The following is a 25,530-nucleotide window of genomic DNA, read 5'->3' on the forward strand; positions in this document are numbered from 1 at the left end:
AGGTGGCAAGGCAGAATTTTATGAATTGGCAAGCTTCCATCAAGAATTAACAGAAGAACCGCTCCAATCAAGCAAGGGTGAAGAACCAGCACCCGTTCTTGAGGTTCCTGAATTCACAGGTGGTGCCAATGCAGTTGAAGCCCTAGTACATGAACTTCCAGAGTACACAGGCACAGTAGCGACAGTAGGAGACCAAGCTGCTCCGACAGTAGAGAAACCTGAGTTCAAGGGCGGTGTCAATGCAGTTGAAGCCTTGGTACATGAGCTTCCAGAGTACACAGGCCCAGTAGCGACAGTAGGAGACCAAGCCGCTCCGACAGTAGAGAAACCTGAGTTCAAGGGCGGTGTCAATGCAGTGATGGCTCTAGTGCATGAATTGCCAGAATACACAGGTCCATTATCGACAGTAGGAGACCAAGCTGCTCCAACAGTAGAGAAACCTGAGTTTAAACTTAGCTCACTTGCTTCAGATGATGGTAAGGTACCGGAACTAAAACAAGAAGTGACGAAGCGAGAAACAGCTGAACAAAGCTTGCCAGCAACAGGTGAGAGTCAATCTGACACAGCCCTCTTCCTTGCAGGTGTTAGCCTAGCCCTATCTGCTCTCTTTGTAGCAAAAACAAAGAAAGACTAGTATTTAGTAAAACCTCTTAACAAGATTACGAAATCCGTTTCCTACCTTTCCCAATGAGGTTTATAGTACAAAAAAAGCCTGAGAAGACATCTTCTCAGGCTTTTGTTAAGCACATAAATGCAATAGTGCTATGAAAAAATCACCCAGAAAAATCCGGGTGATAAATGTTATGGTTGTGCTGGTTGAGGATTCTGATTTTGGTTCTGGTTTTGTTGACCAGGCGTTGTATTTGGTTGCTGGTTATTGGTATTATTGTTTGCACTATTATTCGTGCTTGGAGTAGTTGAGCTTGACTGTGAAGTTGAACTTTCTGATGTCGAGCTCGAACTTTCTGGTGTTGGGGCCTGTTGCGGAGCAGGAGCAGTCCATGCAGAACGAGCACCGTTTTTAAAGACGAACTCACCACTTCGATAGAGGCCTTCTGGCATAGTCCAGTCGCCAGGGTTGTTATCCTCAGACAGATAAGTTATCATTGAACGGTAGACCTTAGCTGCAACATAGAAGCCATCACCAACGATAGGAGTAAGGCGGTTTGAGTAACCTGTCCATACAGCCATTGAATATTTGCGAGTATAACCAACAAACATTTCGTCTGGAGCGACATAACCTGTGTTTTTGATGTAGTTTTCAATTTCATCGTCTGTATAGTTTGATGTACCAGTCTTACCAGCTTGAGGTAGCCAAGGGAGATAAGCACCACGACCAGTTCCGTATGCTAAGACAGTCTTCATCATTTCTGTCATCATATAGGCGGTCGTCTCTTTCATGGCACGAGTACCAGGATCAGCGTATTCTTTTGAGCTACCATCGCTAAAGACGATTTTGTTGATATACATTGGTTTATGGTAGATACCACCGTTAGCAAAAGCAGCGTAAGCAGCAGCCATTTTCTCACTACTTGCTCCGTACTTTTTGTTTGACTCAGTCGTATTACTTGAAATCGCGTTGGCATAGTGCATATCTGGATAGTCAATACCGATTCCATTTAGGAAGGTCTTGGCTCTATCCAAACCGACTTTGTTCAAGGTTTCTACGGCTGTAACGTTACGTGATTGTTGGAGCGCATATTGGATGGTGATGTTTCCAAAATAACTTCTATCCCAGTTGTAAACAGGGGTATCTGTTCCAGGATAGTTGTATGGAACATCATGTACAATCGAAGCAGTTGAGTCGTAGATGTCATACTCCAAGGCAGGAGCATAGTCTGTGATTGGCTTCATGGTAGAACCCCAGTCACGGTTGGTTTCAACAGCTTGGTTGATTCCGAAGGAAACATTGCTTGATTGGTGACGAGAACCTAACTGAGCAATGACTTTCCCGTTTGTCACATCCACAATCGTTGAAGCTACTTGCATTTCATCATCTGGATAGTTGACATACTCGTCGGTATTGTAGATATCCCAGAGATGTTGTTGAACTTTAGGATCAACGTTGGTATAGACGTCCATACCAGTCGTTAAGAGGTTATAGCCTGTTTCTTGTTCGACTTGATCGATTACCTCTTTGAGATAGTTGTCCATGTATGGAGGATAACTATTAGCCGATTTTAGACTTTGAAGTCCATCTGTAATCGGAGTATTAATCGCTTTTTCATATTGCTCAGCTGAAATGTAACCTTGTCCCTTCATCTCAGAGAGGACGAGATTACGACGTTCTTGAGCAGCTTCTGGATGCGAGTATGGATCATACTGGTTTGGAGCCTGAGGCATACCAGCAAGGAGAGCCAATTGAGGAATACTTAAATCTTTGAGATCCTTGCCATAGTAACTTTGGGCAGCTGTCTGCATTCCGTAGTTACCGTTTGACATGTAAACCTTGTTGATGTAGTAGGTCAAGATCTCTTGTTTAGTCGCTTTTTGTTCTAGCTGAACGGCTAACCAAGCTTCCTGAGCCTTACGAGAAAGGGTTTGATCAGAAGTTGACGTAGAAAAATAAGTTAACTTAATCAACTGCTGCGTCAAGGTTGAAGCTCCTTGCAGACCTCCACTACCACGAAGGTTTCGGAGGGTAGCACCTAGGATACGGATCGTGTCAATTCCTCGGTGATTAAAGAAGCGATGGTCCTCAATCGAAACAATAGCGTTGACCAAATCGGTCGGTATTTCGTTTGCTTGGGCATTGACCCGACGTTCCGAACCAAGATCAGCGATAAGCTCGTCATTGCTATCATAGATCTTACTTGACGTTGTAGCGACTAGTTTACTTTCAGAAAGTTCGGGAGCCTTGCTAACATAGTAGAGGAAGAGACCTCCACCAAGCATTACAGCTGCGATAAATACAGTTAAGAGACTGATACTGACATACTTAGCTATTCGCAGAAAAGTTTGTTTGTTCATCTTGTTTTACCACCTAGTAAATGTTCTTTGATAATGTCGAGGTAGGGAATTTGAGGAAAGGCCCCAGGCTCAATCCTATATCCATTTTCTCGAATATATCCAAGTGGCATTGACTTCTGTCCCTTATCTTGATGATAGAAACGGATGAGGTCAATAGCCGGTAATAAGTAGGTTTCTTGCTGAGAAGAAAAGTGAAGGAGTACAAAGCAGATTCCTTGCTGGGCAAGGACTTGTTCCATATGCTGGATCTGATGGAGATGAAAATTCTTCATCGGTATCGCATGTTTTTGCCTGGTTTCCTTTGCTTCAAAGTCGATGTAGTATCCATCATAAACCCCTGAATAGTCAGTAGTTGAGGCTTGTCTAAAGTAGGCTTCAACGATCTTGGCACGACTTCGTTGGGGATAGTCGACACGTACGATTTGGATGGGAGTCGGCTTCTTGTGAATAACAGCTAACCCATGCGACAAATAGTAGTCGTTCGTTGCATTGATCATCTTTTCAAAAGACATTCCCCGATTTGCGAAATTTTTAGTTTGTGACAGGGGTGCTTGTCTCTTTTGAGATGAAATTTTATGTGGATAGTTGACCATAATTCTCCTTATTGGTACAATAACATCACTCTATTATATCATAAATTTACAAAGAAAGGGTTAAAAATGACATCAGCCTTGATTTTAGGCTATTCAGCCTTCGACCTTGGTCTCTTTAATGACAAGGATATTCGCGTTGATATTATCAAAACAGCTATTCGGAGAGACTTGGAACGTCTAGCAGAGGATGGGGTGACTTGGCTTGTCTTTACAGGGACTTTGGGCTTTGAGTACTGGGCGCTTCAGGTGGCAAAAGACATGAAAGCAGACTATGGATTTCAGCTGGCGACCATTTTTGATTTTGAAACTCATGGTAGTAATTGGAATGAAGCAAATCAAGCGAAATTGAGTGAGTTCAAGCAAGTTGATTTTGTCAAATACGCCTATCCACAATATGAGCACAAGGGACAATTACGCGATTATCAGAAATTTTTGCTGGAAAATACAGATACTTGCTACCTTTTTTATGACGAAGAAAACGAAACCAAGTTACGATATTTTTACCAAATGATGAAAAATCAAGCGGACTATGTTACAAGAAGATTAACATTTGAGGACTTGAATGAAATAGTAGAAAATTTTTCTGAAAAGTAAGCCTTTGACCTTGATTTTTACTTGTCTTTTTTTATATAATAATACTAGTAACCCAGAATGGAGAGAGACATGGCAAGTATTATATTTTCAGCGAAAGATATTTTTGAACAAGAATTTGGACGTGAAGTACGTGGATATAGCAAAGCAGAGGTAGATGAATTCCTAGACGATGTGATTAAGGATTATGAAACCTACGCAGCTTTGGTCAAATCCCTTCGTCAAGAGATTGCTGATTTGAAGGAAGAATTATCTCATAAACCACAGGTAGCTCCAACTCAACCAGACTCTATTGAAGTAACAGCTTCTACTTCAATGACAAACTTTGATATTTTGAAACGCTTAAATCGTCTCGAAAAAGAAGTATTTGGTAAGCAAATCTTAGACAACCAAGATTTATAATTGACTAAGGAATGAGTGCAATTTTTGGATAATCGCGTGAAGAGGTTCTCTTTTCATGAGGAAAGTCCATGCTAGCACAGGCTGTGATGCCTGTAGTGTTTGTGCTAGGCGAATCCATAAGCCTAGGGACGAGAAATCGTTACGGCAGTCGAAATGGCTAAGTCTTCGGATAGGTCAGAATAGGCTTGAAAGTGCCACAGTGACGGAGTCTTTCTGGAAACAGAGAGAGTGGAACGCGGTAAACCCCTCAAGCTAGCAACCCAAATTTTGGTCGGGGCATGGAGTGCACGGAAACGAACGTAGTACTCTGACTGCTAGCAGATTTATGCTGTTAGCGGTAGACAGATGATTATCGAAGGAAGTGGTCCTAGTCACTTCTGGAACAAAACATGGCTTATAGAAAATTGCATATAGGTTGGGGCTGAGAAATCTTTCTCAACCTCATTTTTTAAAGTGAACAAGAGAAAGGTCTTGCAAGACTAGAAATGAAAGAACAATTTAATTTAATCGCAACTGCTGCGGCGGGGCTTGAGGCTGTCGTTGGACGTGAGGTGCGAGACCTTGGTTATGATTGCCAGGTTGAAAATGGACGTGTCCGCTTCCAAGGAGATGTGAAGGCAATCATTGAGACCAATCTTTGGCTTCGTGCAGCGGATCGCATCAAGATTGTAGTCGGAAGTTTTCCAGCTAAGACTTTTGAAGAGCTTTTTCAAGGTGTTTTTGCTCTAGATTGGGAAAACTATCTCCCGTTAGGAGCACGTTTCCCGATATCAAAGGCAAAATGTGTGAAGTCTAAACTCCACAATGAGCCCAGTGTTCAGGCTATCTCTAAGAAGGCTGTTGTGAAGAAATTACAAAAACACTATGCCCGTCCAGAAGGAGTTCCCTTGATGGAAACTGGTCCCGAGTTTAAGATTGAGGTATCTATCCTGAAAGATGTGGCAACTGTCATGATTGACACGACAGGTTCTAGCCTTTTTAAACGTGGTTATCGTACGGAAAAGGGTGGAGCTCCTATCAAGGAAAATATGGCAGCGGCCATTTTACAACTCTCTAACTGGTATCCAGACAAGCCATTGATTGATCCGACCTGTGGGTCAGGAACTTTCTGTATCGAGGCGGCTATGATTGCCAGAAAGATGGCGCCAGGACTTCGACGTTCCTTTGCATTTGAGGAATGGAACTGGGTCAGCGATCGGTTAATCCAGGAAGTTCGCACAGAGGCGGCTAAGAAAATTGATCGTGAACTGGAACTGGACATTATGGGCTGTGATATAGATGCTCGCATGGTGGAAATTGCCAAGGCAAATGCTCAAGCAGCAGGTGTCGCAGGTGATATTACCTTTAAGCAAATGCGGGTACAGGACTTGCGCACTGACAAGATTAATGGCGTTATCATTTCCAATCCACCATATGGGGAACGTTTGTCTGATGATGCAGGAGTTACCAAGCTCTATGCTGAGATGGGACAAGTCTTTGCACCACTGAAAACGTGGAGTAAGTTTATCCTGACGAGTGACGAAGCTTTTGAAAGCAAGTACGGAAGTCCAGCTGACAAAAAACGAAAACTCTATAACGGGACCTTAAAAGTGGATTTGTATCAATACTTTGGTCAGCGTGTCAAACGCCAAGAGGTAAAATAGAAAGGTGAACTCATGAGTAAGAAAAGACGTGATCGTCATAAAAAAGGACATCAAGAACCACAATTCGACTTTGATGAAGCAAAAGACTTGACTGTTGGTCAAGTCATTCGTAAGAATGAAGAGGTCGAAGCAGGAGTATTGCCTGAGGACAGTATCTTAGACAAATACATCAAACAGCACCGTGAAGAAATCGAAGCCGACAAGTTTGAAACTCGTCAGTTTAAAAAAGAAGAGCTAGCTTCTACTCAAAACCTAGAGGAAATGATCCAAGAAGTTCGTGAATCAAGTGAACCTTCTGATCAGGTAGACAATTCAGACATGGTTGCTGAGGAATCTATTGAAGAGATAGAAAATGATGAGACTACTCAGTTTGTTCCCCCACTTCAAGATGAAGAAAATGCTGAAATAGAGCCTCTCGTTTTAACAGAAACAGAGCCCAAGGAAATAAATGAGGAACAAGAAGAGGAGACCTATACACCTCTATCACGTTCGGCTCAAACAGAACCTGAAACAGGCTCTAAGAAGAAAGGTGTCATCATCATTGCTTCGGTAGTAGCTGCAATCCTTGTGCTTGCTGGAACATATTATGTCTACCGTCAAGTGTCTCGTTCAAACCAAGAAATCCAGTCTTCTCAAGCAGCCTCTTCGGATGATCAAGGGACACAAACAGCTTTGAAAGACTTCAATGATCTCTATGATACTTTCTATACAGATGCTAATAAGACTGCTCTGAAAAATAGCCAGTTTGATAAATTGAGCCAACTGAAAACTTTGCTAGATAAGTTAGAAGGTAGCCGTGATTATACACTAGCTAAGTCAAGATATGATAGCCTAGCAACTCAAATCAAGGCCATTCAAGATGTTAATGCCCTCTTTGAAAGCCCAGCAATCACTGATGGTGTCTTGGATACCAATGCGAAAGCCAAAGCAGACGCTAAATTTACAGAAATCAAGACAGGGAACACAGAACTAGACAAACTCTTGGATAAGGCCATTAGTCTTGGTAAGAGTCAACAAACCAGTGCTTCCAGCTCAAGTTCGAGCTCTAGCACGAGTCAAGCAAGCTCAAGTTCAGCTACAGAAAGCAATGCGAGCAGCACTACACCTTCAACTAGCACTACGGCACCAGCTAGAGACACAAATGGTGGTTTGTCTGGCGATGGGGTTAATCTTCAAAGAAGTGCTAGTCGTGTACCCTACAACCAATCAGCTGTAGACGATAGCAACAACCCTGCTTGGACGTTTGCGGATGGTGTATTGGAACAAGTCCTAGCAACATCACGTGCTCGTGGCTATATCACTGGAAATCAATATATCCTAGAACGTGTCAATATCGTAAATGGAAATGGTTATTACAACCTCTATAAACCAGATGGAACCTATCTCTTCACCCTCAACTGTAAGACGGGTTACTTTGTAGGGAATGGTTCTGGTCATGCGGATGACTTGGACTACTAGGACTCCGTTACAAAATTCTTTCCTTTCATAGGTAAAAATGATAAAATAAAACATATTAAACAAGAGGAGTGTCACATGACAAAAGCTAACTTTGGTGTCGTTGGTATGGCCGTAATGGGTCGTAACCTTGCCCTAAATATCGAATCTCGTGGTTATACAGTTGCCATTTACAACCGTAGTAAAGAAAAAACAGAAGATGTCATTGCTTGCCATCCTGAAAAGAACTTTGTGCCAAGCTACGACGTGGAAAGCTTTGTAAACTCAATCGAAAAACCTCGTCGTATCATGCTCATGGTTCAAGCAGGACCTGGTACAGACGCAACTATCCAAGCTCTTCTTCCCCACCTTGACAAGGGTGATATCTTGATTGACGGAGGAAACACTTTCTACAAAGATACCATCCGTCGTAATGAAGAACTAGCAAACTCTGGCATCAACTTTATCGGTACTGGGGTTTCTGGTGGTGAAAAAGGTGCCCTTGAAGGTCCTTCTATCATGCCTGGTGGACAAAAAGAAGCCTACGAATTGGTTGCGGATGTTCTCGAAGAAATCTCAGCTAAAGCACCAGAAGATGGAAAACCATGTGTGACTTACATCGGTCCTGATGGAGCTGGTCACTATGTGAAAATGGTTCACAACGGTATCGAGTATGGTGACATGCAATTGATCGCAGAAAGCTATGACCTCATGCAACACTTGCTTGGTCTTTCTGCAGAAGAAATGGCTGAAATCTTTACTGAGTGGAACAAGGGTGAATTGGACAGCTACTTGATTGAAATCACAGCTGATATTCTTGGACGCAAAGACGATGAAGGTCAAGAGGGACCAATTGTTGACTATATCCTTGACGCTGCAGGTAACAAGGGAACTGGTAAATGGACTAGCCAATCAGCACTTGACCTTGGTGTACCATTGTCCCTTATCACTGAGTCAGTTTTTGCTCGCTACATCTCTACTTACAAAGAAGAGCGTGTACATGCTAGCAAGGTGCTTCCAAAACCAGCTGCCTTCAAGTTTGAAGGAGACAAGGCTGAGTTGATCGAAAAGATCCGTCAAGCTCTTTACTTCTCAAAAATCATTTCTTACGCACAAGGTTTTGCCCAATTGCGTGTGGCTTCTAAAGAAAACAACTGGAACTTGCCATTTGCAGATATCGCATCTATCTGGCGCGATGGCTGTATCATCCGTTCACGCTTCTTGCAAAAGATTACAGATGCTTACAACCGTGATGCAGACCTTGCTAACCTTCTTTTGGATGAGTACTTCTTGGATGTCACGGCCAAGTACCAACAAGCAGTTCGTGATATCGTAGCTCTTGCTGTTCAAGCTGGTGTACCAGTACCAACCTTCTCAGCAGCTATTACTTACTTTGATAGCTACCGTTCAGCTGACCTTCCAGCCAACTTGATCCAAGCGCAACGTGACTACTTTGGTGCTCACACTTACCAACGTAAAGACAAAGAAGGAATCTTCCACTACTCTTGGTATGACGAAAAATAAGTAGGTCTGCCATGGGGAAACGGATTTTATTACTTGAGAAAGAACGAAATCTAGCTCATTTTCTCAGTCTGGAACTCCAAAAAGAGCAATACCGAGTCGACTTGGTAGAGGAGGGGCAAAAAGCCCTCTCCATGGCTCTCCAGACGGACTATGACTTGATTTTACTGAATGCTCATCTGGGGGATATGACGGCCCAGGATTTTGCAGACAAGCTGAGTCGGACAAAACCAGCCTCAGTGATCATGGTCTTGGACCATCGCGAAGAATTGCAAGACCAGATTGAGACAATCCAGCGCTTCGCCGTTTCTTACATCTATAAGCCAGTGATTATTGATAATCTAGTAGCTCGTATTTCAGCGATTTTCCGAGGTCGGGACTTCATTGACCAACACTGTAGTCAGATGAAGGTTCCAACGTCATACCGCAACCTACGTATGGATGTAGAACATCATACCGTTTATCGTGGCGAGGAGATGATTGCTCTGACGCGTCGTGAGTATGACCTTCTGGCTACTCTCATGGGAAGCAAGAAAGTCTTGACTCGTGATCAGTTACTGGAAAGTGTTTGGAAGTACGAAAGTGCGACAGAGACCAATATCGTGGATGTTTATATCCGTTATCTACGTAGCAAGCTTGATGTAAAAGGTCAAAAAAGCTACATTAAAACCGTGCGTGGTGTTGGGTACACCATGCAAGAATAGAAAAGCAGTTGCAGTTGTGTAACTGCTTTTTTTGAGGGGCTTCTATATATTGACATACAGTCGGGTCTTTGCTACAATCAGTTATGGAGGAAGATCTAATGAAATTTTTGAAAAAAATGTTGCAAGTTGCTCTAGCAGTCTTTTTCTTTGCTTTGCTAGCGACAAATACCGTATTGGCGGATGATGCTGATTCAGAAGGCTGGCAATTTGTCCAAGAAAATGGTAGAACCTACTACAAGAAGGGTGACATCAAAGAAAAGGCCTGGCGAGTGATTGATGGCAAGACCTATTATTTTGATCATGTATCAGGTGAGATGGTTGTTGGATGGCAGTATATTCCCATGCCAGATAAAGGTACTACAATTGGTCCTTACCCAAATGGTTTAAGATTAGAATATATGCCAATGTCAAAATGGTATTACTTTGGTCAAGATGGGGTACTACAAGAATTTGTTGGCAAGCAAGTTTTAGAAGCAAAAACTGCTACAAATACCAACAAACATCATGGGGAACAATATGATAGTCCAGCAGAGAAACGAGTCTATTATTTTGAAGATCAGCGTAGCTATCACACTTTAAAAACTGGTTGGATTTCTGACGAAGGGCATTGGTATTATTTACAGGAGGATGGTGGCTTTGATTCTCGCATCAACAGATTGACTGTTGGGGAGATAGCACGTGGTTGGATCAAGGCTTATCCTCTAACCTATGATGAAGAGAAGCTAAAAGCGGCTCCATGGTACTACTTGGATCCAACAACTGGGATTATGCAAACAGGTTGGAAATATCTTGGCAATAAGTGGTACTACCTCCGTTCATCAGGATCTATGGCGACTGGCTGGTATCAGGAAGGCTCAACTTGGTATTATCTAGATGCTGAAAATGGTGATATGAAGACAGGTTGGACTTATGTTGGAAACAAGTGGTACTATCTCCGTTCATCAGGATCTATGGCGACCGGCTGGTATCAGGAAGGTTCAACTTGGTACTACCTAAATGCAAGTAATGGAGATATGAAGACAGGTTGGACAAAAGTAAATGGAAACTGGTATTATCTCAATTCCTCTGGAGCAATGGTTACAGGTAGCCAAACTATCGATGGTAAAGTTTATAACTTTGCTTCATCTGGTGAGTGGATTTAATCTTGGAGGAGATACAAATGAAGCTTTTGAAAAAAATGATGCAAGTCGCACTAGCAACATTTTTCTTTGGTTTGCTAGCTACTAATACTGTATTTGCGGATACAACAGGTGGCCAATTTGTTGATAAGGATAATAGAAAATATTATGTAAAAGATGATCATAAAGCAATCTATTGGCATAAAATAGACGGTAAAACTTACTATTTTGGTGATAGAGGAGAGATGGTTGTCGGTTGGCAATACGTAGAAATTCATGGAACAGGTTATCGTGATAATTTATTTAATAATCGTCCAGTCTTAGAAATTGGCCTTCAACAGAAGTGGTACTATTTTGGACAAGATGGTGCTTTGCTAGAACAAACAGATAAACAAGTACTAGAGGCAAAAACGTCTGAAAATACAGGAAAAGTATATGGTGAACAATATCCTCCATCTCCTGAAAAGAGAACTTATTATTTTGATAATAATTATGCTGTAAAGACAGGTTGGACTTATGAAGACGGTAATTGGTATTATTTAAATAAGCTAGGAATTTCTGGCGATGATTCTTACAATCCACTACCAATTGGTGAAGTTGCTAAGGGTTGGACTCAAGATTTCCATGTTACTTTTGGCATTGATAGAAGCAAACCTGCTCCATGGTACTACCTAGACCCAGAAACTGGCATTATGCAAACTGGTTGGAAACAACTTGGCAACAAGTGGTACTACCTCCGTTCATCAGGAGCCATGGCAACTGGTTGGTATCAGGAGGGCTCCACTTGGTATTATTTAGACGAGCCAAATGGTGATATGAAAACAGGCTGGGCTTATGTCGGTAACAAGTGGTACTATCTCCGTTCATCAGGAGCCATGGCAACTGGCTGGGTGAAAGATGGTTCGACTTGGTATTACCTCCATGCAAGTAATGGGGATATGAAGACAGGCTGGTTCCAGGTCAATGGTAAATGGTACTATGCTTATAGCTCAGGTGCTTTAGCAGTGAATACGACCGTAGAAGGCTATTTTGTCAACTATAATGGCGAATGGGTTCAATAATGAAAGAGGCGATTGTGAAGGAAACAATCGCTTTTTTTGTGAAAATATAATAAAATAGATAGGAGAAATACTACTGTATGAAAAGTGAGACGGTCTTTTCGTCTGGTTAAAGGAAAACATGACAAAAAAAGTTGGTGTCGGTCAGGCACATAGTAAGATTATTTTAATAGGAGAGCACGCTGTTGTTTACGGTTATCCTGCCATTTCCCTGCCTCTTTTGGAGGTGGAGGTGACTTGTAAGGTGGTTCCTGCTGAAAGTCCATGGCGTCTTTATGAGGAGGATACCTTGTCTATGGCGGTGTATGCCTCGCTTGAGCATCTAAATATCAAGGATGCTTGCATTCGCTGTGTGATTGACTCGGCTATCCCTGAAAAACGAGGGATGGGTTCGTCTGCGGCTATCAGCATAGCGGCCATTCGTGCGGTTTTTGACTACTATCAAGCCGATCTGCCTCATGATGTACTAGAAATCTTGGTCAATCGGGCTGAGATGATTGCCCATATGAATCCAAGCGGTTTGGATGCTAAGACCTGTCTCAGCGACCAGCCTATTCGCTTTATCAAGAATGTTGGTTTTACAGAACTTGAGATGAACCTATCTGCCTATTTGGTCATTGCAGATACAGGCGTGTATGGTCACACTCGTGAAGCCATCCAAGTGGTTCAAAGCAAGGGGAAGGATGCCCTACCGTTTTTGCATGCCTTGGGTGAATTGACCCAGCAGGCAGAAGATGCGATTAGACAAAAAGATGCTGAAAAACTGGGACAAATATTCAGTCAGGCACATTTACATTTAAAAGAAATTGGTGTTAGTAGCCCTGAGGCAGACTCCCTCGTTGAAACAGCTCTGAGCCATGGTGCTCTAGGTGCCAAGATGAGTGGTGGTGGGCTAGGAGGCTGTATCATAGCCTTGGCAGCCAATCTGGATCAAGCAGAAGAACTAGCAAAACGATTAGAAGAGAAAGGAGCTGTTCAGACATGGATCGAAAGCCTGTAACAGTACGTTCCTACGCAAATATTGCTATTATCAAATACTGGGGAAAGAAAAAAGAAAAAGAGATGGTTCCTGCTACTAGCAGTATCTCTCTGACTTTGGAAAATATGTATACGGAAACGACCTTGTCGCCTCTACCAGCCCATGCGACGGCGGATGCCTTTTATATCAATGGTCAGCTCCAAAATGAGGCGGAACATGCCAAGATGAGCAAAATCATCGACCGTTACCGTCCAGAAGGTGAGGGATTTGTCCGTATCGATACTCAAAACAATATGCCTACAGCAGCGGGCTTGTCATCCAGTTCTAGTGGTCTATCCGCCTTGGTCAAGGCTTGCAATGCGTATTTCCAGCTAGGATTGGATAGAAGTCAGTTGGCTCAGGAGGCTAAGTTTGCCTCGGGTTCTTCCTCTCGCAGTTTTTATGGACCACTGGGTGCCTGGGACAAGGATAGCGGGGAAATTTACCCTGTAGAGACAGACTTGAGACTAGCTATGATTATGTTGGTGCTAGAGGATAAGAAAAAACCAATTTCTAGCCGTGATGGGATGAAACTCTGTGTGGAAACCTCGATGACTTTTGACGACTGGGTGCGCCAGTCTGAGAAGGATTATCAGGAGATGCTGGTTTATCTCAAAGAGAATGATTTTGCCAAGGTTGGGGAACTAACGGAGAAAAATGCCCTAGCCATGCACGCTACGACAAAAACTGCTAGTCCAGCCTTTTCTTATCTAACAGATGCGACTTATGAAGCGATGGACTTTGTCCGCCAGCTTCGTGAGCAAGGGGAAGCCTGCTACTTTACCATGGATGCCGGTCCCAATGTCAAGGTTCTCTGTCAGGAGAAAGACTTGGAGCATTTATCAGAAATTTTCGGTCAACGTTACCGCTTGATTGTGTCAAAAACAAAGGATTTGAGTCAAGATGATTGCTGTTAAAACGTGCGGAAAACTCTATTGGGCAGGTGAATATGCTATTTTAGAGCCAGGACAGTTAGCCTTGATAAAGGCCATCCCCATCTATATGAAGGCTGAGATTGTGTTTTCTGAGAACTATCGTATCTACTCAGACATGTTTGATTTCGCAGTGGACTTGACGCCAAATCCTGACTACGGCTTGATTCAGGAAACGATTGCTTTGGTGGGAGACTTCCTTGCTGTTCGTGGTCAGACTTTGCGACCTTTTTCCCTGGAAATTCGTGGAAAAATGGAACGGGAAGGCAAAAAGTTTGGTCTAGGTTCTAGTGGTAGCGTCGTTGTCTTGGTGATAAAGGCCCTGCTGGCTCTGTATAATCTTTCGATTGATCAGGATCTCTTGTTCAAGTTGGCTAGTTCGGTCTTGCTCAAGCGAGGAGATAATGGTTCTATGGGAGACCTTGCCTGTATCGTGGCGGAGGATTTGATTCTCTACCAGTCTTTTGATCGCCAGAAGGTGGCTGCTTGGTTGGAAGAAGAAAACTTGGCGACAGTTTTGGAGCGTGATTGGGGCTTTTCGATCTCACAAGTGAAACCAGCCCTAGAATGTGATTTTCTAGTGGGATGGACCAAGGAAGTGGCTGTATCGAGTAACATGATTCAGCAAATCAAGCAAAACATAGACCAGAACTTTTTAACTTCCTCAAAAGCAACAGTGGTTACTTTGGTAGAATCCTTGGAGCAGGGGAATGCAGAAAACATCATCGAGCAGGTGGAAACAGCCAGCCAGCTTTTAGAAGGCTTGAGTGCAGATATATACACCCCTTCGCTGAGACGGTTGAAAGAAGCCAGTCAAGATTTGCTGGCTGTTGCTAAGAGCAGCGGTGCAGGTGGTGGTGACTGTGGGATTGCCTTGAGTTTTGATGCGCAATCAACTGAAACCTTAAAAAATCGTTGGGCCGATCTGGGGATTGGGCTCTTATACCAAGAAAGGATTGGACATGACGACAAATCGTAAGGACGAGCACATCCGCTATGCCCTTGAGCAAAAAAGTTCCTATAATAGCTTTGATGAGGTAGAGTTGATTCATTCTTCCCTGCCTCTTTATGACCTGGATGAGATTGATTTGTCTACTGAGTTTGCTGGTCGAAAATGGGACTTTCCTTTTTATATCAATGCCATGACAGGTGGGAGCGAAAAGGGGAGAGAAATCAATCAAAAGCTGGCTCAGGTGGCAGAAGCCTGTGGGATTTTGTTTGTGACGGGTTCTTATAGTGCAGCCCTCAAGGATCCAACAGATGACTCTTTTTCTGTCAAATCTAGTCATCCAAAGCTCCTCCTTGGAACCAATATTGGCTTGGACAAGCCTTTTGAGTTAGGACTTCAGACTGTAGAAGAGATGAATCCTCTCCTCCTGCAAGTGCATGTCAATGTCATGCAGGAATTACTCATGCCTGAGGGAGAAAGGAAGTTTAGAAGCTGGCAATCGCATCTAGCAGACTATAGCAAGCAAATCCCTGTTCCTATAATTCTCAAGGAAGTCGGTTTTGGCATGGATGCCAAGACCATCGAGAGAGCCTATGAACTGGGTGTTCGAACCTTTGACCTATCAGGTCGTGGTGGTACCAGCTTTGCCTATATCGAAAACCGTCGCAGTGGTCAGCGTGATTACCTCAATCAATGGGGACAATCCACCATGCAAGCCCTTCTCAATGCCCAAGGCTGGAAAGACAAGGTCGAACTCTTGGTCAGCGGAGGCGTTCGGAACCCGCTTGATATGATTAAGTGCCTGGTCTTTGGAGCTAAGGCTGTGGGATTGTCACGAACCGTTCTTGAGATGGTTGAAACCTACTCGGTCGAGGAAGTGATTAGCATCATCCAAGGCTGGAAAGAAGACCTGCGTTTAATCATGTGTGCTCTTAATTGTGCCACCATAGCGGATCTGCAAAAAGTTGACTACATTCTTTATGGCAAACTTAAAGAAGCTAAAGATCAGAAATAAAGAGGTCGGGACAAGAATCCCGCCCTTTTTTGTAGCCTTTTGTCAACTGTGGTGAGTTGATGAAACCTAGCTTCTAAGAGCAATTTCTGTCCTATCGCCTTTTTCCATCCTCAGACCGAGGTGACTTTTTTGAATTGTGATAAAATAGAAGGGAGAGGATGCAGCTATGAAAAAATTTCAAATCTTTTTATTTATTGAAGCCTGTCTATTGACGGGAGCTCTGATTTTGATGGTATCAGAGCATTTTTCGCGTTTTCTGCTGATTCTATTCCTCTTTTTGCTCTTGCTCCGCTATTATACAGGTAAGGAGGGCAACAATGTCTTCCTCCTTGTAGCGACTATTCTTTTCTTTTTCATCGTCATGCTCAATCCCTTTGTGATTCTAGCCATCTTTGTAGCGGTGATCTACAGTCTCTTTCTTCTCTATCCAATGATGAATCAAGAAAGAGAGGAGACGGATTTGGTCTTTGAAGAGGTGGTGACGGTTAAAAATGAACGCAATCCTTGGTTTGGCAATCTCCATCATTTCTCTAGTCACCAGACCTGCCAGTTTGATGATATCAACCTCTTTCGCCTCATGGGCAAGGACACCATTCATTTAGAAAGAGTTATCTTAACCAATCATGACAATGTCATTATCCTTAGAAAAATGGTCGGAACGACTAGGATTATCGTACCTGTAGATGTGGAAATTAGTCTCAGTGTCAACTGCCTCTATGGAGATTTAACTTTCCTCCATCAACCCAAGCGAGCCCTTCGTAATGAACACTATCATCAGGAAACCAGAGACTACCTCAAGAGTAACAAGAGCGTCAAAATTTTCCTAACCAGTATGATTGGAGATGTGGAGGTGGTCAGAGGATGAAAAAGCAATCCTATCTATTAATCGGGCTGACTGCTCTCCTTTTTATCCTCTTTTTGACCAATAGTCTACTTGATATTCTTAATCTTGATTGGTCCTATTTGCTACAGGATATCGAGAAAACAGAGAAACTCATCTTCTTGATCTTGGTCTTTAGCCTTTCTATGACCTTCTTTTTTGTCCTTTTTTGGCGCGTGATAGAAGAAGTCTCTCGCAGAAAAATGCAAGTCAATCTCAAGCGACTGCTAGCAGGGAAAGAGGTGATTCCCTTTGCAGATCCAGATTTGGAAGCCAGTTTCCAATCCTTGTCTGGCAAGCTCAACCTCTTGACAGAGGCTGTTCAAAAGGCTGAAAATCAAGGCCTAGTCAGGGAAGAAACAATCATCGAGAAAGAACGGAAGCGGATAGCACGTGACTTACATGATACGGTTAGTCAGGAGTTGTTTGCGGCCCATATGATTTTATCAGGTGTCAGTCAGCAGGCTTTGAAGCTGGATAGAGAAAAGATGCAGACCCAGTTGCAAAGTGTCGCAGCCATCCTTGAAACAGCCCAGAAAGATTTGCGAGTCTTGCTCCTACATTTGCGACCTGTAGAGTTGGAAGAGAAGAGTTTGGTTGAGGGGATTCAAATCCTCTTAAAAGAGCTTGAGGACAAGAGTGATCTCGAGGTCAGTCTCAAGCAAAATGTGTCTAAATTGCCTAAGAAAATCGAAGAGCATATCTTCCGTATATTACAGGAGTTGATTAGCAATACCCTCCGCCATGCCCAAGCATCTTGTCTAGATGTCTATCTCTATCAGACAGATGTAGAATTGCAACTGAAGGTGGTGGACAATGGAATTGGTTTTCAGTTGGGGAGTTTAGATGACTTGAGTTATGGACTGCGAAACATCAAGGAGCGGGTCGAAGATATGGCAGGAACGGTTCAACTCTTGACAGCTCCAAAGCAAGGGCTGGCGGTTGATATCCGTATTCCCCTGCTAGACAAGGAATCATAAAGGAGTAGAGATGAAAATTTTACTGGTAGATGACCATGAAATGGTCCGATTGGGCTTGAAAAGCTATTTTGACCTTCAAGACGATGTAGAAGTTGTGGGCGAGGCGGCCAATGGGGCTCAAGGTATTGACTTGGCCTTGGAACTCCGTCCAGATGTCATTGTCATGGATATTGTCATGCCTGAGATGAATGGGATTGATGCAACCTTGTCCATCCTCAAAGAATGGCCCGAAGCCAAGATTTTGATTGTGACCTCTTACTTGGACAATGAAAAAATCATGCCAGTTTTGAATGCTGGTGCCAAAGGTTATATGCTCAAGACTTCTAGTGCAGACGAACTGCTCCATGCAGTTCGTAAGGTGGCAGCGGGCGAGTTGGCCATTGAGCAAGAGGTCAGCAAGAAGGTCGAATACCACCGCAATCATATAGAGCTTCATGAAGAACTGACTGCGCGTGAGCGAGACGTGCTTCAACTCATCGCCAAGGGCTATGAAAATCAGCGCATCGCAGACGAACTCTTCATCTCTCTCAAGACAGTCAAGACCCATGTATCCAACATCCTAGCCAAGCTTGAGGTCAGCGATCGCACCCAGGCGGCGGTCTATGCCTTTCAGCACCACTTGGTGGGGCAGGAGGATTTTTAGATGAGTCTTGCAGATTTACTTGTGGAGCTAGAAGCGGCAAAAGATCCGCATAAAGCAGGCCCCATGGAAGCCTATATGCGCCATCAGTTTTCCTTTCTAGGCATTGCAGCTCCTGAAAGAAATGCACTCTATAAAAAGTATTTTCCAAGTGCGAAAAAAACAAAGGTCATCGATTGGGATTTTGTAGAGACTTGCTGGGGGCAGGAACCTAGAGAATACCAGTATGTGGTTGCCAACTATTTGAAAGCTATGCAGTCTTATTTGACGGAGAACGATTTGCCTAAGATTGAGCGTCTGGTCGTGACCAAGTCATGGTGGGACACGGTGGATATTCTGGATCGAGTAGTAGGAAGTTTGGTATATGACAAGCCAGAACTTGAAGAAAGAATTCTCCAATGGAGTTTATCAGATAATATCTGGCTGAGACGAGTTGCTATTGATCACCAGCTATTAAGAAAAGAGAAAACGGATGTTCAACTAATGGAAAAGATCCTGCTCAATAATCTGGACCAGACAGAATTTTTTATCAACAAAGCCATTGGCTGGGCTCTAAGAGACTACTCTAAAACCAATCCCGAATGGGTAGCACGTTTTATTGAAAAAAATAAGAAGAGAATGTCTGAACTTAGTATCAGAGAAGCCAGTAAGTACCTCTAGAGTCATTGAAAAGCGCATTCATTACTTGAAAATTAACCGTAGTTTATGCTATAATAGACTGTATTTAAAAAATTTTAAGGAGAAATGACAGAATGTCTGTATCATTTGAAAACAAAGAAACAAACCGTGGAGTCTTGACTTTCACTATCTCTCAAGACCAAATCAAACCAGAATTGGACCGTGTATTTAACTCAGTAAAGAAAACTCTTAACGTTCCTGGTTTCCGTAAAGGTCACCTTCCACGCCCTATCTTCGACCAAAAATTTGGTGAAGAAGCTCTTTATCAAGATGCAATGAACGCACTTTTGCCAAACGCTTATGAAGCTGCAGTAAAAGAAGCTGGTCTTGAAGTGGTTGCGCAACCAAAAATTGACGTAACTTCAATGGAAAAAGGTCAAGACTGGGTTATCACTGCTGAAGTCGTGACAAAACCTGAAGTAAAATTGGGCGACTACAAAAACCTTGAAGTATCAGTAGATGTAGAAAAAGAAGTTACAGATGCTGACGTTGAAGAACGTATCGAACGCGAACGCAACAACTTGGCTGAATTGGTTATCAAAGAAGGCGCTGCTGAAAATGGCGACACTGTTGTCATCGACTTCGTTGGTTCTATCGACGGTGTTGAATTTGACGGTGGAAAAGGTGAAAACTTCTCACTTGGACTTGGATCAGGTCAATTCATCCCTGGTTTTGAAGACCAATTGGTTGGACACTCAGCTGGCGAAACTGTTGATGTTATCGTAACATTCCCAGAAGACTACCAAGCAGAAGACCTTGCAGGTAAAGAAGCTAAATTCGTAACAACTATCCACGAAGTTAAAGCTAAAGAAGTTCCAGCTCTTGATGATGAACTTGCAAAAGACATTGACGAAGAAGTTGAAACACTTGCTGAATTGAAAGAAAAATACCGCAAAGAATTGACTGCTGCGAAAGAAGAAGCATACAAAGATGCAGTAGAAGGTGCAGCAATCGATAAAGCTGTAGAAAACGCTGAAATCGTAGAACTTCCAGAAGAAATGATCCACGAAGAAGTTCACCGTTCAGTAAATGAATTCCTTGGAAACTTACAACGTCAAGGGATCAACCCTGACATGTACTTCCAAATCACAGGAACTACTCAAGAAGATCTTCACAAACAATACGAGGGAGAAGCTGAGTCACGTACGAAGACTAACCTTGTTATCGAAGCAGTTGCCAAAGCTGAAGGATTTGACGCTTCAGAAGAAGAAATCCAAAAAGAAATCGAGCAATTGGCTGCAGACTACAACATGGAAGTGGCACAAGTTCAAAACTTGCTTTCAGCTGACATGTTGAAACACGATATCACTATTAAAAAAGCTGTTGAATTGATTACAAGCACTGCAACAGTAAAATAATCTTAAAAGAGAAAAAGCCCACCTGACTAGGTGGGCTTTCTGCTACACTATTTTCCAAAAATCTCTTTGAGGTCTGCATCTGTAATCCCAATCATGGCTGGGATGCTAGACCAGTTTTCCTCGGTGAGGATGTAGGATAGAGGAGAATCCTCTTGATTTGTTGTTTCGCTAGGGGCTGGGCTGGTTTGGTCAGCTACTTCAACCAGATCCTTGAAGCGCTCAATCAGATAGGTCTTACGGGCAGTCCCGATATGCTTGACTGCATAGTCAAAGGCCTGTAATTCACCAAGAAGGATGAGTTTGCTCTTGGCCCGTGTAATAGCTGTATAGATGAGATTGCGTTCCAGCATGCGCTTGCTGGAACTGGTGATGGGAAGGATGACAACGGGAAACTCACTTCCCTGCGACTTATGGATACTCATGGCATAGGCTAGACGAATCTTGTACCATTCGTTTCGAGGATAGATGACCTCATTGCCATCGAAATCAATGACAATCTCATCTTGTTTGGACTCGGTGTATTTTCCAGGAATCAAATCTGTGATGTAACCTAGGTCTCCATTAAAGACATTGACTTCGGCGTCGTTGACTAGGTGAATGACCTTGTCCCCTGTTCGATAGTGACACTGAGTTGCTTCAAAGCTCACTTGTCCTTTTTGCAGAGGATTGAGCAGGTCTTGCATGAGTTTGTTGATGGCGTCAATGCCAGCAGTTCCTCGGTACATAGGCGCTAGCACCTGAATATCGCGAGCCGGGATACCACTTCTGAGGGCAGCACCGAGGATTTTCTCAATGGTAGCTGGGATATGGCCACTAGCGATTTCAAAGTAGGAACGGTCTGCCTTTTTCTGGGTAAAGTCAGCTGGCAAGATGCCTTGTCGAATCTGACTTGCCAAGGTGACGATAGTTGATTCCTCGCTCTGACGATAAATCCGTTCCAAGCGAGTTTGAGGAATCAGGGGTATCTGGAGCAGGTCAGCCAAGACTTGTCCAGGGCTGACAGAAGGTAGCTGGTCGCTATCACCCACGATGAGGATTTTACTGTTTGAAGAGATGTTGGAGAAGAGTTGGTTGGCTAGCCAAGTATCCACCATAGAAAACTCATCTACAATGATAAAATCGGCATCCAGATAATCTTCCAGATGGCTGGTATCATCATCACCCGTCATTCCCAAATGGCGGTGGATGGTAGCGCTAGGTAAACCTGTCAGTTCATTCATGCGCCGAGCTGCTCGACCAGTTGGTGCAGCGAGAAGAATAGGTAAGTTGCTCTTTTTCTTGAGATCGAGTCCTTCTAAGAGGGCATAAACAGCTATAATCCCATTTATAACAGTCGTCTTACCAGTACCAGGTCCGCCTGTTAGGATAAAGACCTTGTTCTGGATGGCGTCACAAATAGCCTGTTTTTGAATGCTATCGTATTGGATGCCCAGCTCTTCCTCAACACTAGCGATATGCTTTTGAATGGTTTCTAGATCCTGACTTTTCTGTTTTCCTTTTTCAAGGATACGAACCAAGTGACTGCGAATGCCTTCTTCGGCGAAACAGAGGCTGTTATCAAAGATTTTGGTATCAATCTGCTGAACCTTGTCTTCTTCAATCAGATGAGCTAATTCCTGAGCTACTTGGCTGGGATCCAGTTCCACGGGACGGGAAGATTCGAGGAGAGTCAGAGTTTGTTCCAGCAAATCTCGGGCTTCCATATAGGTATCGCCTGTATCCATACAATCTTGAAAGAGACTGTGAACAAGGCCAGCACGGAAGCGTTCAGGAGCTTGACTTTCGATACCTAGTTCTGCAGCCAATTGGTCAGCAATGGTAAAGCCCAAACCCTTGATATCCTCAACTAGTTGGTAGGGATAATTTTCAACCACATCAAGGGTTTCTTCCTTGTAAAAGTCTTGAATCTGAAAGGCCAGTTTATTTGGAATGCCGTAGTTAGCTAGTTTAGCTAAGACCATCTCGGTTCCGTAGTTAAGACGAAGAGTGGAAACAAAAGCCTCACGGTTTTTGGCAGAGAGTCCTGAGATACCTTCTAGCTTTTCAGGATGTTCCAGAATTTCGTCAATGGTATTGTCACCATAGCTATCCACGATTTTTTGGGCCGTTTTGAGACCAATCCCCTTGAAATGACTGCTAGAAAAGTACTTGACTAGCCCCTTACTAGTTGGTTTGGCTCGCTCATAACGACTGATCTGTAGCTGTTCTCCATACTTGGAGTGCTGAACGATTTGCCCCCAAAAAGTATAGTCTTCGCCCTCTATCACGTCCGCCATGGTTCCTGTAACGATGATTTCAAAATCGTCAAAGCCCTCCGCATTGGTATCTTCGATATCTAGGAGGAGGATGCGATAGAAATTGCTGACATTTTCAAAAATAATACGTTCAATAGTGCCTGAAAAAAATACTTCCATAGGTTTCCTTTACATAAGTTCATGAGAATTGGTCTCTTAGCAACTTTGAAAAAATTAGATGACTAAAAGGTTTATTCTCACAATAGAAAAAGAGACTGAGACTTAGCATTCTCGGCCTCTTCCTTATCTTAAAAAGTTCCGATACGGTTGAGTGGCCAGAAACGGAATTTTGCTTCGCCTTTGATATCGCTGGCCTTGAAGGTGCCGACATGGCGGCTGTCGCTAGAGACGAGACGATCGTCACCAAGGAGAAGGTACTCGCCTTGAGGGACAGTAAAGCTGAAGCTAGTGTTGGAATTGACATCGACCGTAAAGGCTTGTGCTTTTTGAGCAAGTTCTCTAAAGTAGACTCCCTTATTGCCTTCAAATCCTTTGCCAGTATAGGTATTTTGCAACTTTTCTGTTTTGAACAAGTTGAGGTATTCAGCTAGGTAGGGTTCATCCGTTTCTTTATCGTTGATAAAGAGTTTGTCATTTTCGTAGCGGATGGTATCTCCGGGCAAACCGATGACTCTTTTGACAATGTCTTTATTTCCTTCTTCCTCATGCGCAACCACAATGTCGAAGCGGTCAATTGGGAGGTGTTTAACAACGAAGAGAACTTCTCCGTCAGCTAGGGTAGGGTCCATCGAGTGTCCTTCTACACGGACATTGCTCCAAAGAAAGATACGGCTAAGACCGACCAGTGCGATAATCAGGAAGAAAACTCCCCATTCTTTTAGAAATGTTTTAAATGAATTCATAATTTACCTTTCTAGAAGTGTTTTGGCTTTTTCAGTGTTTTTAAAATGCAGTTTGGCACAGAAATGAAGTCCCTTCATGCCATAGGCCTGAAGGATTTTGCTAGCAACCTTATCTGATGCAGTCCCAGCGCCACTTGGCAGTTGATAGCCCAGTTCTCGTCCTAGATTTTCCAAGTTTTCGAGGAAGAGATCCCGCGCGATGATAGAGCTAACTGCAACAGCTAGGTATTTGCCCTCAGCTTTTTCTTCCAAAGTGATCTTGTTTGGAAAATGATTGGCTTCTTGCGCCAAGTACTTGTCATAGTTTTTAGGACTTGTAAAAGCGTCAATCACGATTTTTTCTGGCTGGACTCCTTTTTGAAGCAGGAGAAAGATAGCCTGATTGTGAAGGGCAACTTTTACAGAAACAGCATTGTAACGCTCTCCGATAACTTCGTTGTACTTACTCGGTGAAAGGAGGAGCGCTTGGTGCTGGACCTTTTCTTTAAGGAGAGGGGCAATCTGACGAATCTTTTGGTCTGTCAGAGTCTTAGAATCCCCCACACCGAGTTTTCGCAAGAAGTCGTGCTGGTCAGGTGTCACGAAGGAAGCCACGACAGCCAACCCACCAAAGTAGGAACCATTTCCCACCTCATCAGTCCCAATCATAGAAAAATCTTGTCCACTGTTTTCTTGTTGAACTTGATAGCCAAAGAAACTGGCGTATTGCCCAGCAGCTTCGCCCTGCAGGAGGACTTTTCCAGAAGTATAGATGGAAACCGTTGCCTGAGGAAAGCGCAAAAAATAGCGGATATAGGGATTTTTACTAGGACTGAGAGCCTTCTGATACTGACTTAAAAAGCTCTGAATTTCCTGTTCACTTGGTGTGAGTGTGATACTTGCCATAGTCTCTATTGTACCACAAAAGCAGGAGAATTGGTAAAAACTGACAAAATTAGCGAAATTTGGTATAATATCGTGAGGTGAATTTTATGGCAAATCTAAATCGATATAAGTTTACATTCGGGAAAAAGACATTAACCTTGACAACCGAGCATGACAACCTCTTTATGGAGGAAATTGCCAAGGTTGCGACTGAAAAATACCAAGCAATTAAAGAACAAATGCCTGGGGCGGATGATGAGACCATTGCGCTTCTTTTGGCGGTCAACTGTCTGTCTACACAGCTCAACCGTGAGATTGAATTTGATGACAAGGAGCAAGAGTTGTTAGAACTTCGCCACAAGTTAATTGCTGTCAAACAAGAACAGAGCAAGATTGAGGACTCCTTATGATTTCAATCCTACTCTTATTGGTTCTGGCTTGGGGCTTTTACATCGGCTACCGTAGAGGCCTGGTCCTGCAAGTTTATTATTTCCTCGTGGCAGTGATTTCAGCCTTTGTTGCGGGACAGTTTTATAAATCATTGGGAGATCACTTCCACTTACTTGTCCCTTATGCCAATCCTCAGGAAGGACAGGGAACCTTTTTCTTCCCTTCAGACCAGCTGTTTCATCTAGACAAGGTCTTTTATGCGGGTCTAGCCTATCTTCTAGTTTTTGGGATTTGCTACACTATCGGACGTTTTATCGGTTTGTTCCTGCACTTGATTCCAACTAAAAAGCTAGATGTCAAATGGTTGCGTATCGGTTCAGGCGTTTTGTCGCTATTGGTAACCTTATTCGTCTTGCAAATGGCTCTGACCATTCTTGCAACGGTGCCTCTGGCAGTCATTCAAAATTCACTCGAAAAAAGTATAGTAGCCAAACACATCATCCAAAGTGTCCCTTTTACGACAAACCTTATCAAACAACTCTGGGTGACAAATTTAATCGGATAAAAAGGGCGGGATTTTTCCTAGCCCTTTGTTTACAGATTGGAGGACTAGGTCAAAACCTCTAGTTGCTATA

The 25,530-nt window shown here is 43.2% G+C and carries 25 protein-coding genes and 1 other RNA gene; 21 read left to right on the forward strand and 5 right to left on the reverse strand.

The features are described 5' to 3' along the window. On the forward strand, positions 1-634 hold a 634-nt coding region (locus ADM50_RS01185), incomplete at its 5' end, for an SIALI-17 repeat-containing surface protein (protein ID WP_049484244.1). 167 nt (positions 635-801) lie between these two features. Here ADM50_RS01185 and pbp1a read toward each other — a convergent pair. After that, on the reverse strand, positions 802-2,970 hold the full coding sequence (gene pbp1a / locus ADM50_RS01190; RefSeq protein WP_049484245.1) for a penicillin-binding protein PBP1A: 2,169 nt from the start codon (positions 2,968-2,970) through the stop codon (positions 802-804). Beyond that, positions 2,967-3,563 carry a Holliday junction resolvase RecU gene (gene recU / locus ADM50_RS01195; protein ID WP_000248756.1) on the reverse strand — a complete coding sequence of 199 codons (597 nt, stop codon included), beginning with the start codon at positions 3,561-3,563 and terminating at the stop codon, positions 2,967-2,969. Before recU ends, pbp1a begins: the two co-directional genes overlap by 4 nt. A 66-nt stretch (positions 3,564-3,629) precedes the next feature. Here recU and ADM50_RS01200 point away from each other — a divergent pair, with 66 nt between their 5' ends. The 18 genes from ADM50_RS01200 to tig all read left to right on the forward strand — a co-directional run bounded on the left by ADM50_RS01200 (position 3,630) and on the right by tig (position 20,484). Beyond that, complete coding sequence (locus ADM50_RS01200; protein ID WP_000199581.1) at positions 3,630-4,157, forward strand: SLOG family protein; 528 nt, start codon at positions 3,630-3,632, stop codon at positions 4,155-4,157. 69 nt (positions 4,158-4,226) lie between these two features. After that, positions 4,227-4,556, forward strand: coding sequence for a cell division regulator GpsB (gpsB, locus tag ADM50_RS01205; RefSeq protein ID WP_000146523.1), 330 nt, complete (start codon positions 4,227-4,229; stop codon positions 4,554-4,556). A 20-nt stretch (positions 4,557-4,576) separates the two neighbouring features. Next, an RNA gene (gene rnpB / locus ADM50_RS09245) (RNase P RNA component class B) lies at positions 4,577-4,958 on the forward strand. An 83-nt stretch (positions 4,959-5,041) separates the two neighbouring features. Further along, on the forward strand, positions 5,042-6,199 hold the full coding sequence (locus ADM50_RS01210; RefSeq protein WP_000662905.1) for a THUMP domain-containing class I SAM-dependent RNA methyltransferase: 1,158 nt from the start codon (positions 5,042-5,044) through the stop codon (positions 6,197-6,199). Positions 6,200-6,211: 12 nt separating this feature from the next. After that, positions 6,212-7,657, forward strand: a complete 1,446-nt coding sequence (gene mapZ, locus ADM50_RS01215) for a cell division site-positioning protein MapZ (protein WP_044021314.1) — start codon at positions 6,212-6,214, stop codon at positions 7,655-7,657. A gap of 75 nt (positions 7,658-7,732) precedes the next feature. After that, complete coding sequence (gndA, locus tag ADM50_RS01220; protein ID WP_049484246.1) at positions 7,733-9,157, forward strand: NADP-dependent phosphogluconate dehydrogenase; 1,425 nt, start codon at positions 7,733-7,735, stop codon at positions 9,155-9,157. Positions 9,158-9,168: 11 nt separating this feature from the next. Beyond that, the gene (locus tag ADM50_RS01225) at positions 9,169-9,858 is read left to right on the forward strand and encodes a response regulator transcription factor (protein WP_049484247.1); all 690 of its coding nucleotides are present in this window, start codon (positions 9,169-9,171) and stop codon (positions 9,856-9,858) included. A gap of 98 nt (positions 9,859-9,956) precedes the next feature. Next, the gene (cbpF, locus tag ADM50_RS01230; protein WP_049484248.1) at positions 9,957-11,000 is read left to right on the forward strand and encodes a choline-binding protein CbpF; all 1,044 of its coding nucleotides are present in this window, start codon (positions 9,957-9,959) and stop codon (positions 10,998-11,000) included. A 17-nt stretch (positions 11,001-11,017) separates the two neighbouring features. After that, on the forward strand, positions 11,018-12,037 hold the full coding sequence (gene cbpC / locus ADM50_RS01235) for a choline-binding protein CbpC (protein ID WP_049484249.1): 1,020 nt from the start codon (positions 11,018-11,020) through the stop codon (positions 12,035-12,037). Positions 12,038-12,155: 118 nt separating this feature from the next. Further along, positions 12,156-13,034, forward strand: a complete 879-nt coding sequence (gene mvk, locus ADM50_RS01240) for a mevalonate kinase (protein WP_049484250.1) — start codon at positions 12,156-12,158, stop codon at positions 13,032-13,034. Beyond that, positions 13,016-13,969, forward strand: a complete 954-nt coding sequence (mvaD, locus tag ADM50_RS01245; protein ID WP_049484251.1) for a diphosphomevalonate decarboxylase — start codon at positions 13,016-13,018, stop codon at positions 13,967-13,969. The genes mvk and mvaD overlap by 19 nt, the downstream gene beginning before the upstream one ends. Beyond that, positions 13,956-14,963 (forward strand): phosphomevalonate kinase, encoded by a 1,008-nt coding sequence (locus tag ADM50_RS01250; protein ID WP_049484252.1) that lies wholly within the window; start codon positions 13,956-13,958, stop codon positions 14,961-14,963. Before mvaD ends, ADM50_RS01250 begins: the two co-directional genes overlap by 14 nt. Beyond that, positions 14,947-15,948, forward strand: coding sequence for a type 2 isopentenyl-diphosphate Delta-isomerase (fni, locus tag ADM50_RS01255; protein WP_049484253.1), 1,002 nt, complete (start codon positions 14,947-14,949; stop codon positions 15,946-15,948). Before ADM50_RS01250 ends, fni begins: the two co-directional genes overlap by 17 nt. 166 nt (positions 15,949-16,114) lie before the next feature. Beyond that, positions 16,115-16,813: a cell wall-active antibiotics response protein LiaF gene (gene liaF / locus ADM50_RS01260; RefSeq protein WP_049484254.1), complete on the forward strand. Its 699-nt coding sequence runs from the start codon at positions 16,115-16,117 to the stop codon at positions 16,811-16,813. Next, a complete protein-coding gene (locus ADM50_RS01265) occupies positions 16,810-17,808 on the forward strand; it encodes an envelope stress sensor histidine kinase LiaS (RefSeq protein ID WP_049484255.1) in 999 nt (332 codons plus the stop codon). The genes liaF and ADM50_RS01265 overlap by 4 nt, the downstream gene beginning before the upstream one ends. A 10-nt stretch (positions 17,809-17,818) precedes the next feature. Continuing rightward, the gene (locus ADM50_RS01270) at positions 17,819-18,451 is read left to right on the forward strand and encodes a response regulator transcription factor (RefSeq protein WP_049484256.1); all 633 of its coding nucleotides are present in this window, start codon (positions 17,819-17,821) and stop codon (positions 18,449-18,451) included. Then, complete coding sequence (locus tag ADM50_RS01275) at positions 18,452-19,108, forward strand: DNA alkylation repair protein (RefSeq protein WP_049484257.1); 657 nt, start codon at positions 18,452-18,454, stop codon at positions 19,106-19,108. A gap of 92 nt (positions 19,109-19,200) precedes the next feature. Then, entirely contained in the window at positions 19,201-20,484 is a 1,284-nt protein-coding gene (gene tig / locus ADM50_RS01280; RefSeq protein WP_049484258.1) for a trigger factor, read from the forward strand. Positions 20,485-20,531: 47 nt separating this feature from the next. Here the strand turns inward: tig and recD2 are convergent, their stop codons facing one another. From recD2 to rnhC, 3 genes are all read right to left on the reverse strand, one after another. Further along, positions 20,532-22,898 (reverse strand): SF1B family DNA helicase RecD2, encoded by a 2,367-nt coding sequence (recD2, locus tag ADM50_RS01285; RefSeq protein WP_049484259.1) that lies wholly within the window; start codon positions 22,896-22,898, stop codon positions 20,532-20,534. A gap of 128 nt (positions 22,899-23,026) precedes the next feature. Further along, positions 23,027-23,641: a signal peptidase I gene (gene lepB / locus ADM50_RS01290; protein WP_049484260.1), complete on the reverse strand. Its 615-nt coding sequence runs from the start codon at positions 23,639-23,641 to the stop codon at positions 23,027-23,029. A 3-nt stretch (positions 23,642-23,644) separates the two neighbouring features. Next, positions 23,645-24,526, reverse strand: a complete 882-nt coding sequence (gene rnhC / locus ADM50_RS01295) for a ribonuclease HIII (RefSeq protein ID WP_049484261.1) — start codon at positions 24,524-24,526, stop codon at positions 23,645-23,647. A gap of 86 nt (positions 24,527-24,612) precedes the next feature. Between rnhC and zapA the strand changes: the two genes are divergently transcribed. Together zapA and ADM50_RS01305 are read left to right on the forward strand one after the other, a co-directional pair. Next, positions 24,613-24,915, forward strand: a complete 303-nt coding sequence (gene zapA, locus ADM50_RS01300; RefSeq protein WP_000002028.1) for a cell division protein ZapA — start codon at positions 24,613-24,615, stop codon at positions 24,913-24,915. Then, complete coding sequence (locus ADM50_RS01305; protein ID WP_049484262.1) at positions 24,912-25,460, forward strand: CvpA family protein; 549 nt, start codon at positions 24,912-24,914, stop codon at positions 25,458-25,460. The genes zapA and ADM50_RS01305 overlap by 4 nt, the downstream gene beginning before the upstream one ends. Positions 25,461-25,530 lie beyond the last annotated feature (70 nt).

The sequence above is a fragment of the Streptococcus oralis genome (genome assembly GCF_001075675.1).
Classification (GTDB): Bacteria; Bacillota; Bacilli; order Lactobacillales; family Streptococcaceae; genus Streptococcus; species Streptococcus oralis_V.

Coding starts and splice junctions, on each gene's coding strand:
- zapA (WP_000002028.1), top strand. CDS start 24,613: ATGGCAAATCTAAATCGATATAAGTTTACATTCGGGAAAAAGACATTA.
- ADM50_RS01250 (WP_049484252.1), top strand. CDS start 13,956: ATGATTGCTGTTAAAACGTGCGGAAAACTCTATTGGGCAGGTGAATAT.
- gpsB (WP_000146523.1), top strand. CDS start 4,227: ATGGCAAGTATTATATTTTCAGCGAAAGATATTTTTGAACAAGAATTT.
- mapZ (WP_044021314.1), top strand. CDS start 6,212: ATGAGTAAGAAAAGACGTGATCGTCATAAAAAAGGACATCAAGAACCA.
- lepB (WP_049484260.1), bottom strand. CDS start 23,641: ATGAATTCATTTAAAACATTTCTAAAAGAATGGGGAGTTTTCTTCCTG.
- pbp1a (WP_049484245.1), bottom strand. CDS start 2,970: ATGAACAAACAAACTTTTCTGCGAATAGCTAAGTATGTCAGTATCAGT.
- tig (WP_049484258.1), top strand. CDS start 19,201: ATGTCTGTATCATTTGAAAACAAAGAAACAAACCGTGGAGTCTTGACT.
- recU (WP_000248756.1), bottom strand. CDS start 3,563: ATGGTCAACTATCCACATAAAATTTCATCTCAAAAGAGACAAGCACCC.
- ADM50_RS01275 (WP_049484257.1), top strand. CDS start 18,452: ATGAGTCTTGCAGATTTACTTGTGGAGCTAGAAGCGGCAAAAGATCCG.
- liaF (WP_049484254.1), top strand. CDS start 16,115: ATGAAAAAATTTCAAATCTTTTTATTTATTGAAGCCTGTCTATTGACG.
- ADM50_RS01265 (WP_049484255.1), top strand. CDS start 16,810: ATGAAAAAGCAATCCTATCTATTAATCGGGCTGACTGCTCTCCTTTTT.
- ADM50_RS01305 (WP_049484262.1), top strand. CDS start 24,912: ATGATTTCAATCCTACTCTTATTGGTTCTGGCTTGGGGCTTTTACATC.
- gndA (WP_049484246.1), top strand. CDS start 7,733: ATGACAAAAGCTAACTTTGGTGTCGTTGGTATGGCCGTAATGGGTCGT.
- mvaD (WP_049484251.1), top strand. CDS start 13,016: ATGGATCGAAAGCCTGTAACAGTACGTTCCTACGCAAATATTGCTATT.
- mvk (WP_049484250.1), top strand. CDS start 12,156: ATGACAAAAAAAGTTGGTGTCGGTCAGGCACATAGTAAGATTATTTTA.
- rnhC (WP_049484261.1), bottom strand. CDS start 24,526: ATGGCAAGTATCACACTCACACCAAGTGAACAGGAAATTCAGAGCTTT.
- ADM50_RS01210 (WP_000662905.1), top strand. CDS start 5,042: ATGAAAGAACAATTTAATTTAATCGCAACTGCTGCGGCGGGGCTTGAG.
- cbpC (WP_049484249.1), top strand. CDS start 11,018: ATGAAGCTTTTGAAAAAAATGATGCAAGTCGCACTAGCAACATTTTTC.
- ADM50_RS01270 (WP_049484256.1), top strand. CDS start 17,819: ATGAAAATTTTACTGGTAGATGACCATGAAATGGTCCGATTGGGCTTG.
- ADM50_RS01200 (WP_000199581.1), top strand. CDS start 3,630: ATGACATCAGCCTTGATTTTAGGCTATTCAGCCTTCGACCTTGGTCTC.
- cbpF (WP_049484248.1), top strand. CDS start 9,957: ATGAAATTTTTGAAAAAAATGTTGCAAGTTGCTCTAGCAGTCTTTTTC.
- fni (WP_049484253.1), top strand. CDS start 14,947: ATGACGACAAATCGTAAGGACGAGCACATCCGCTATGCCCTTGAGCAA.
- recD2 (WP_049484259.1), bottom strand. CDS start 22,898: ATGGAAGTATTTTTTTCAGGCACTATTGAACGTATTATTTTTGAAAAT.
- ADM50_RS01225 (WP_049484247.1), top strand. CDS start 9,169: ATGGGGAAACGGATTTTATTACTTGAGAAAGAACGAAATCTAGCTCAT.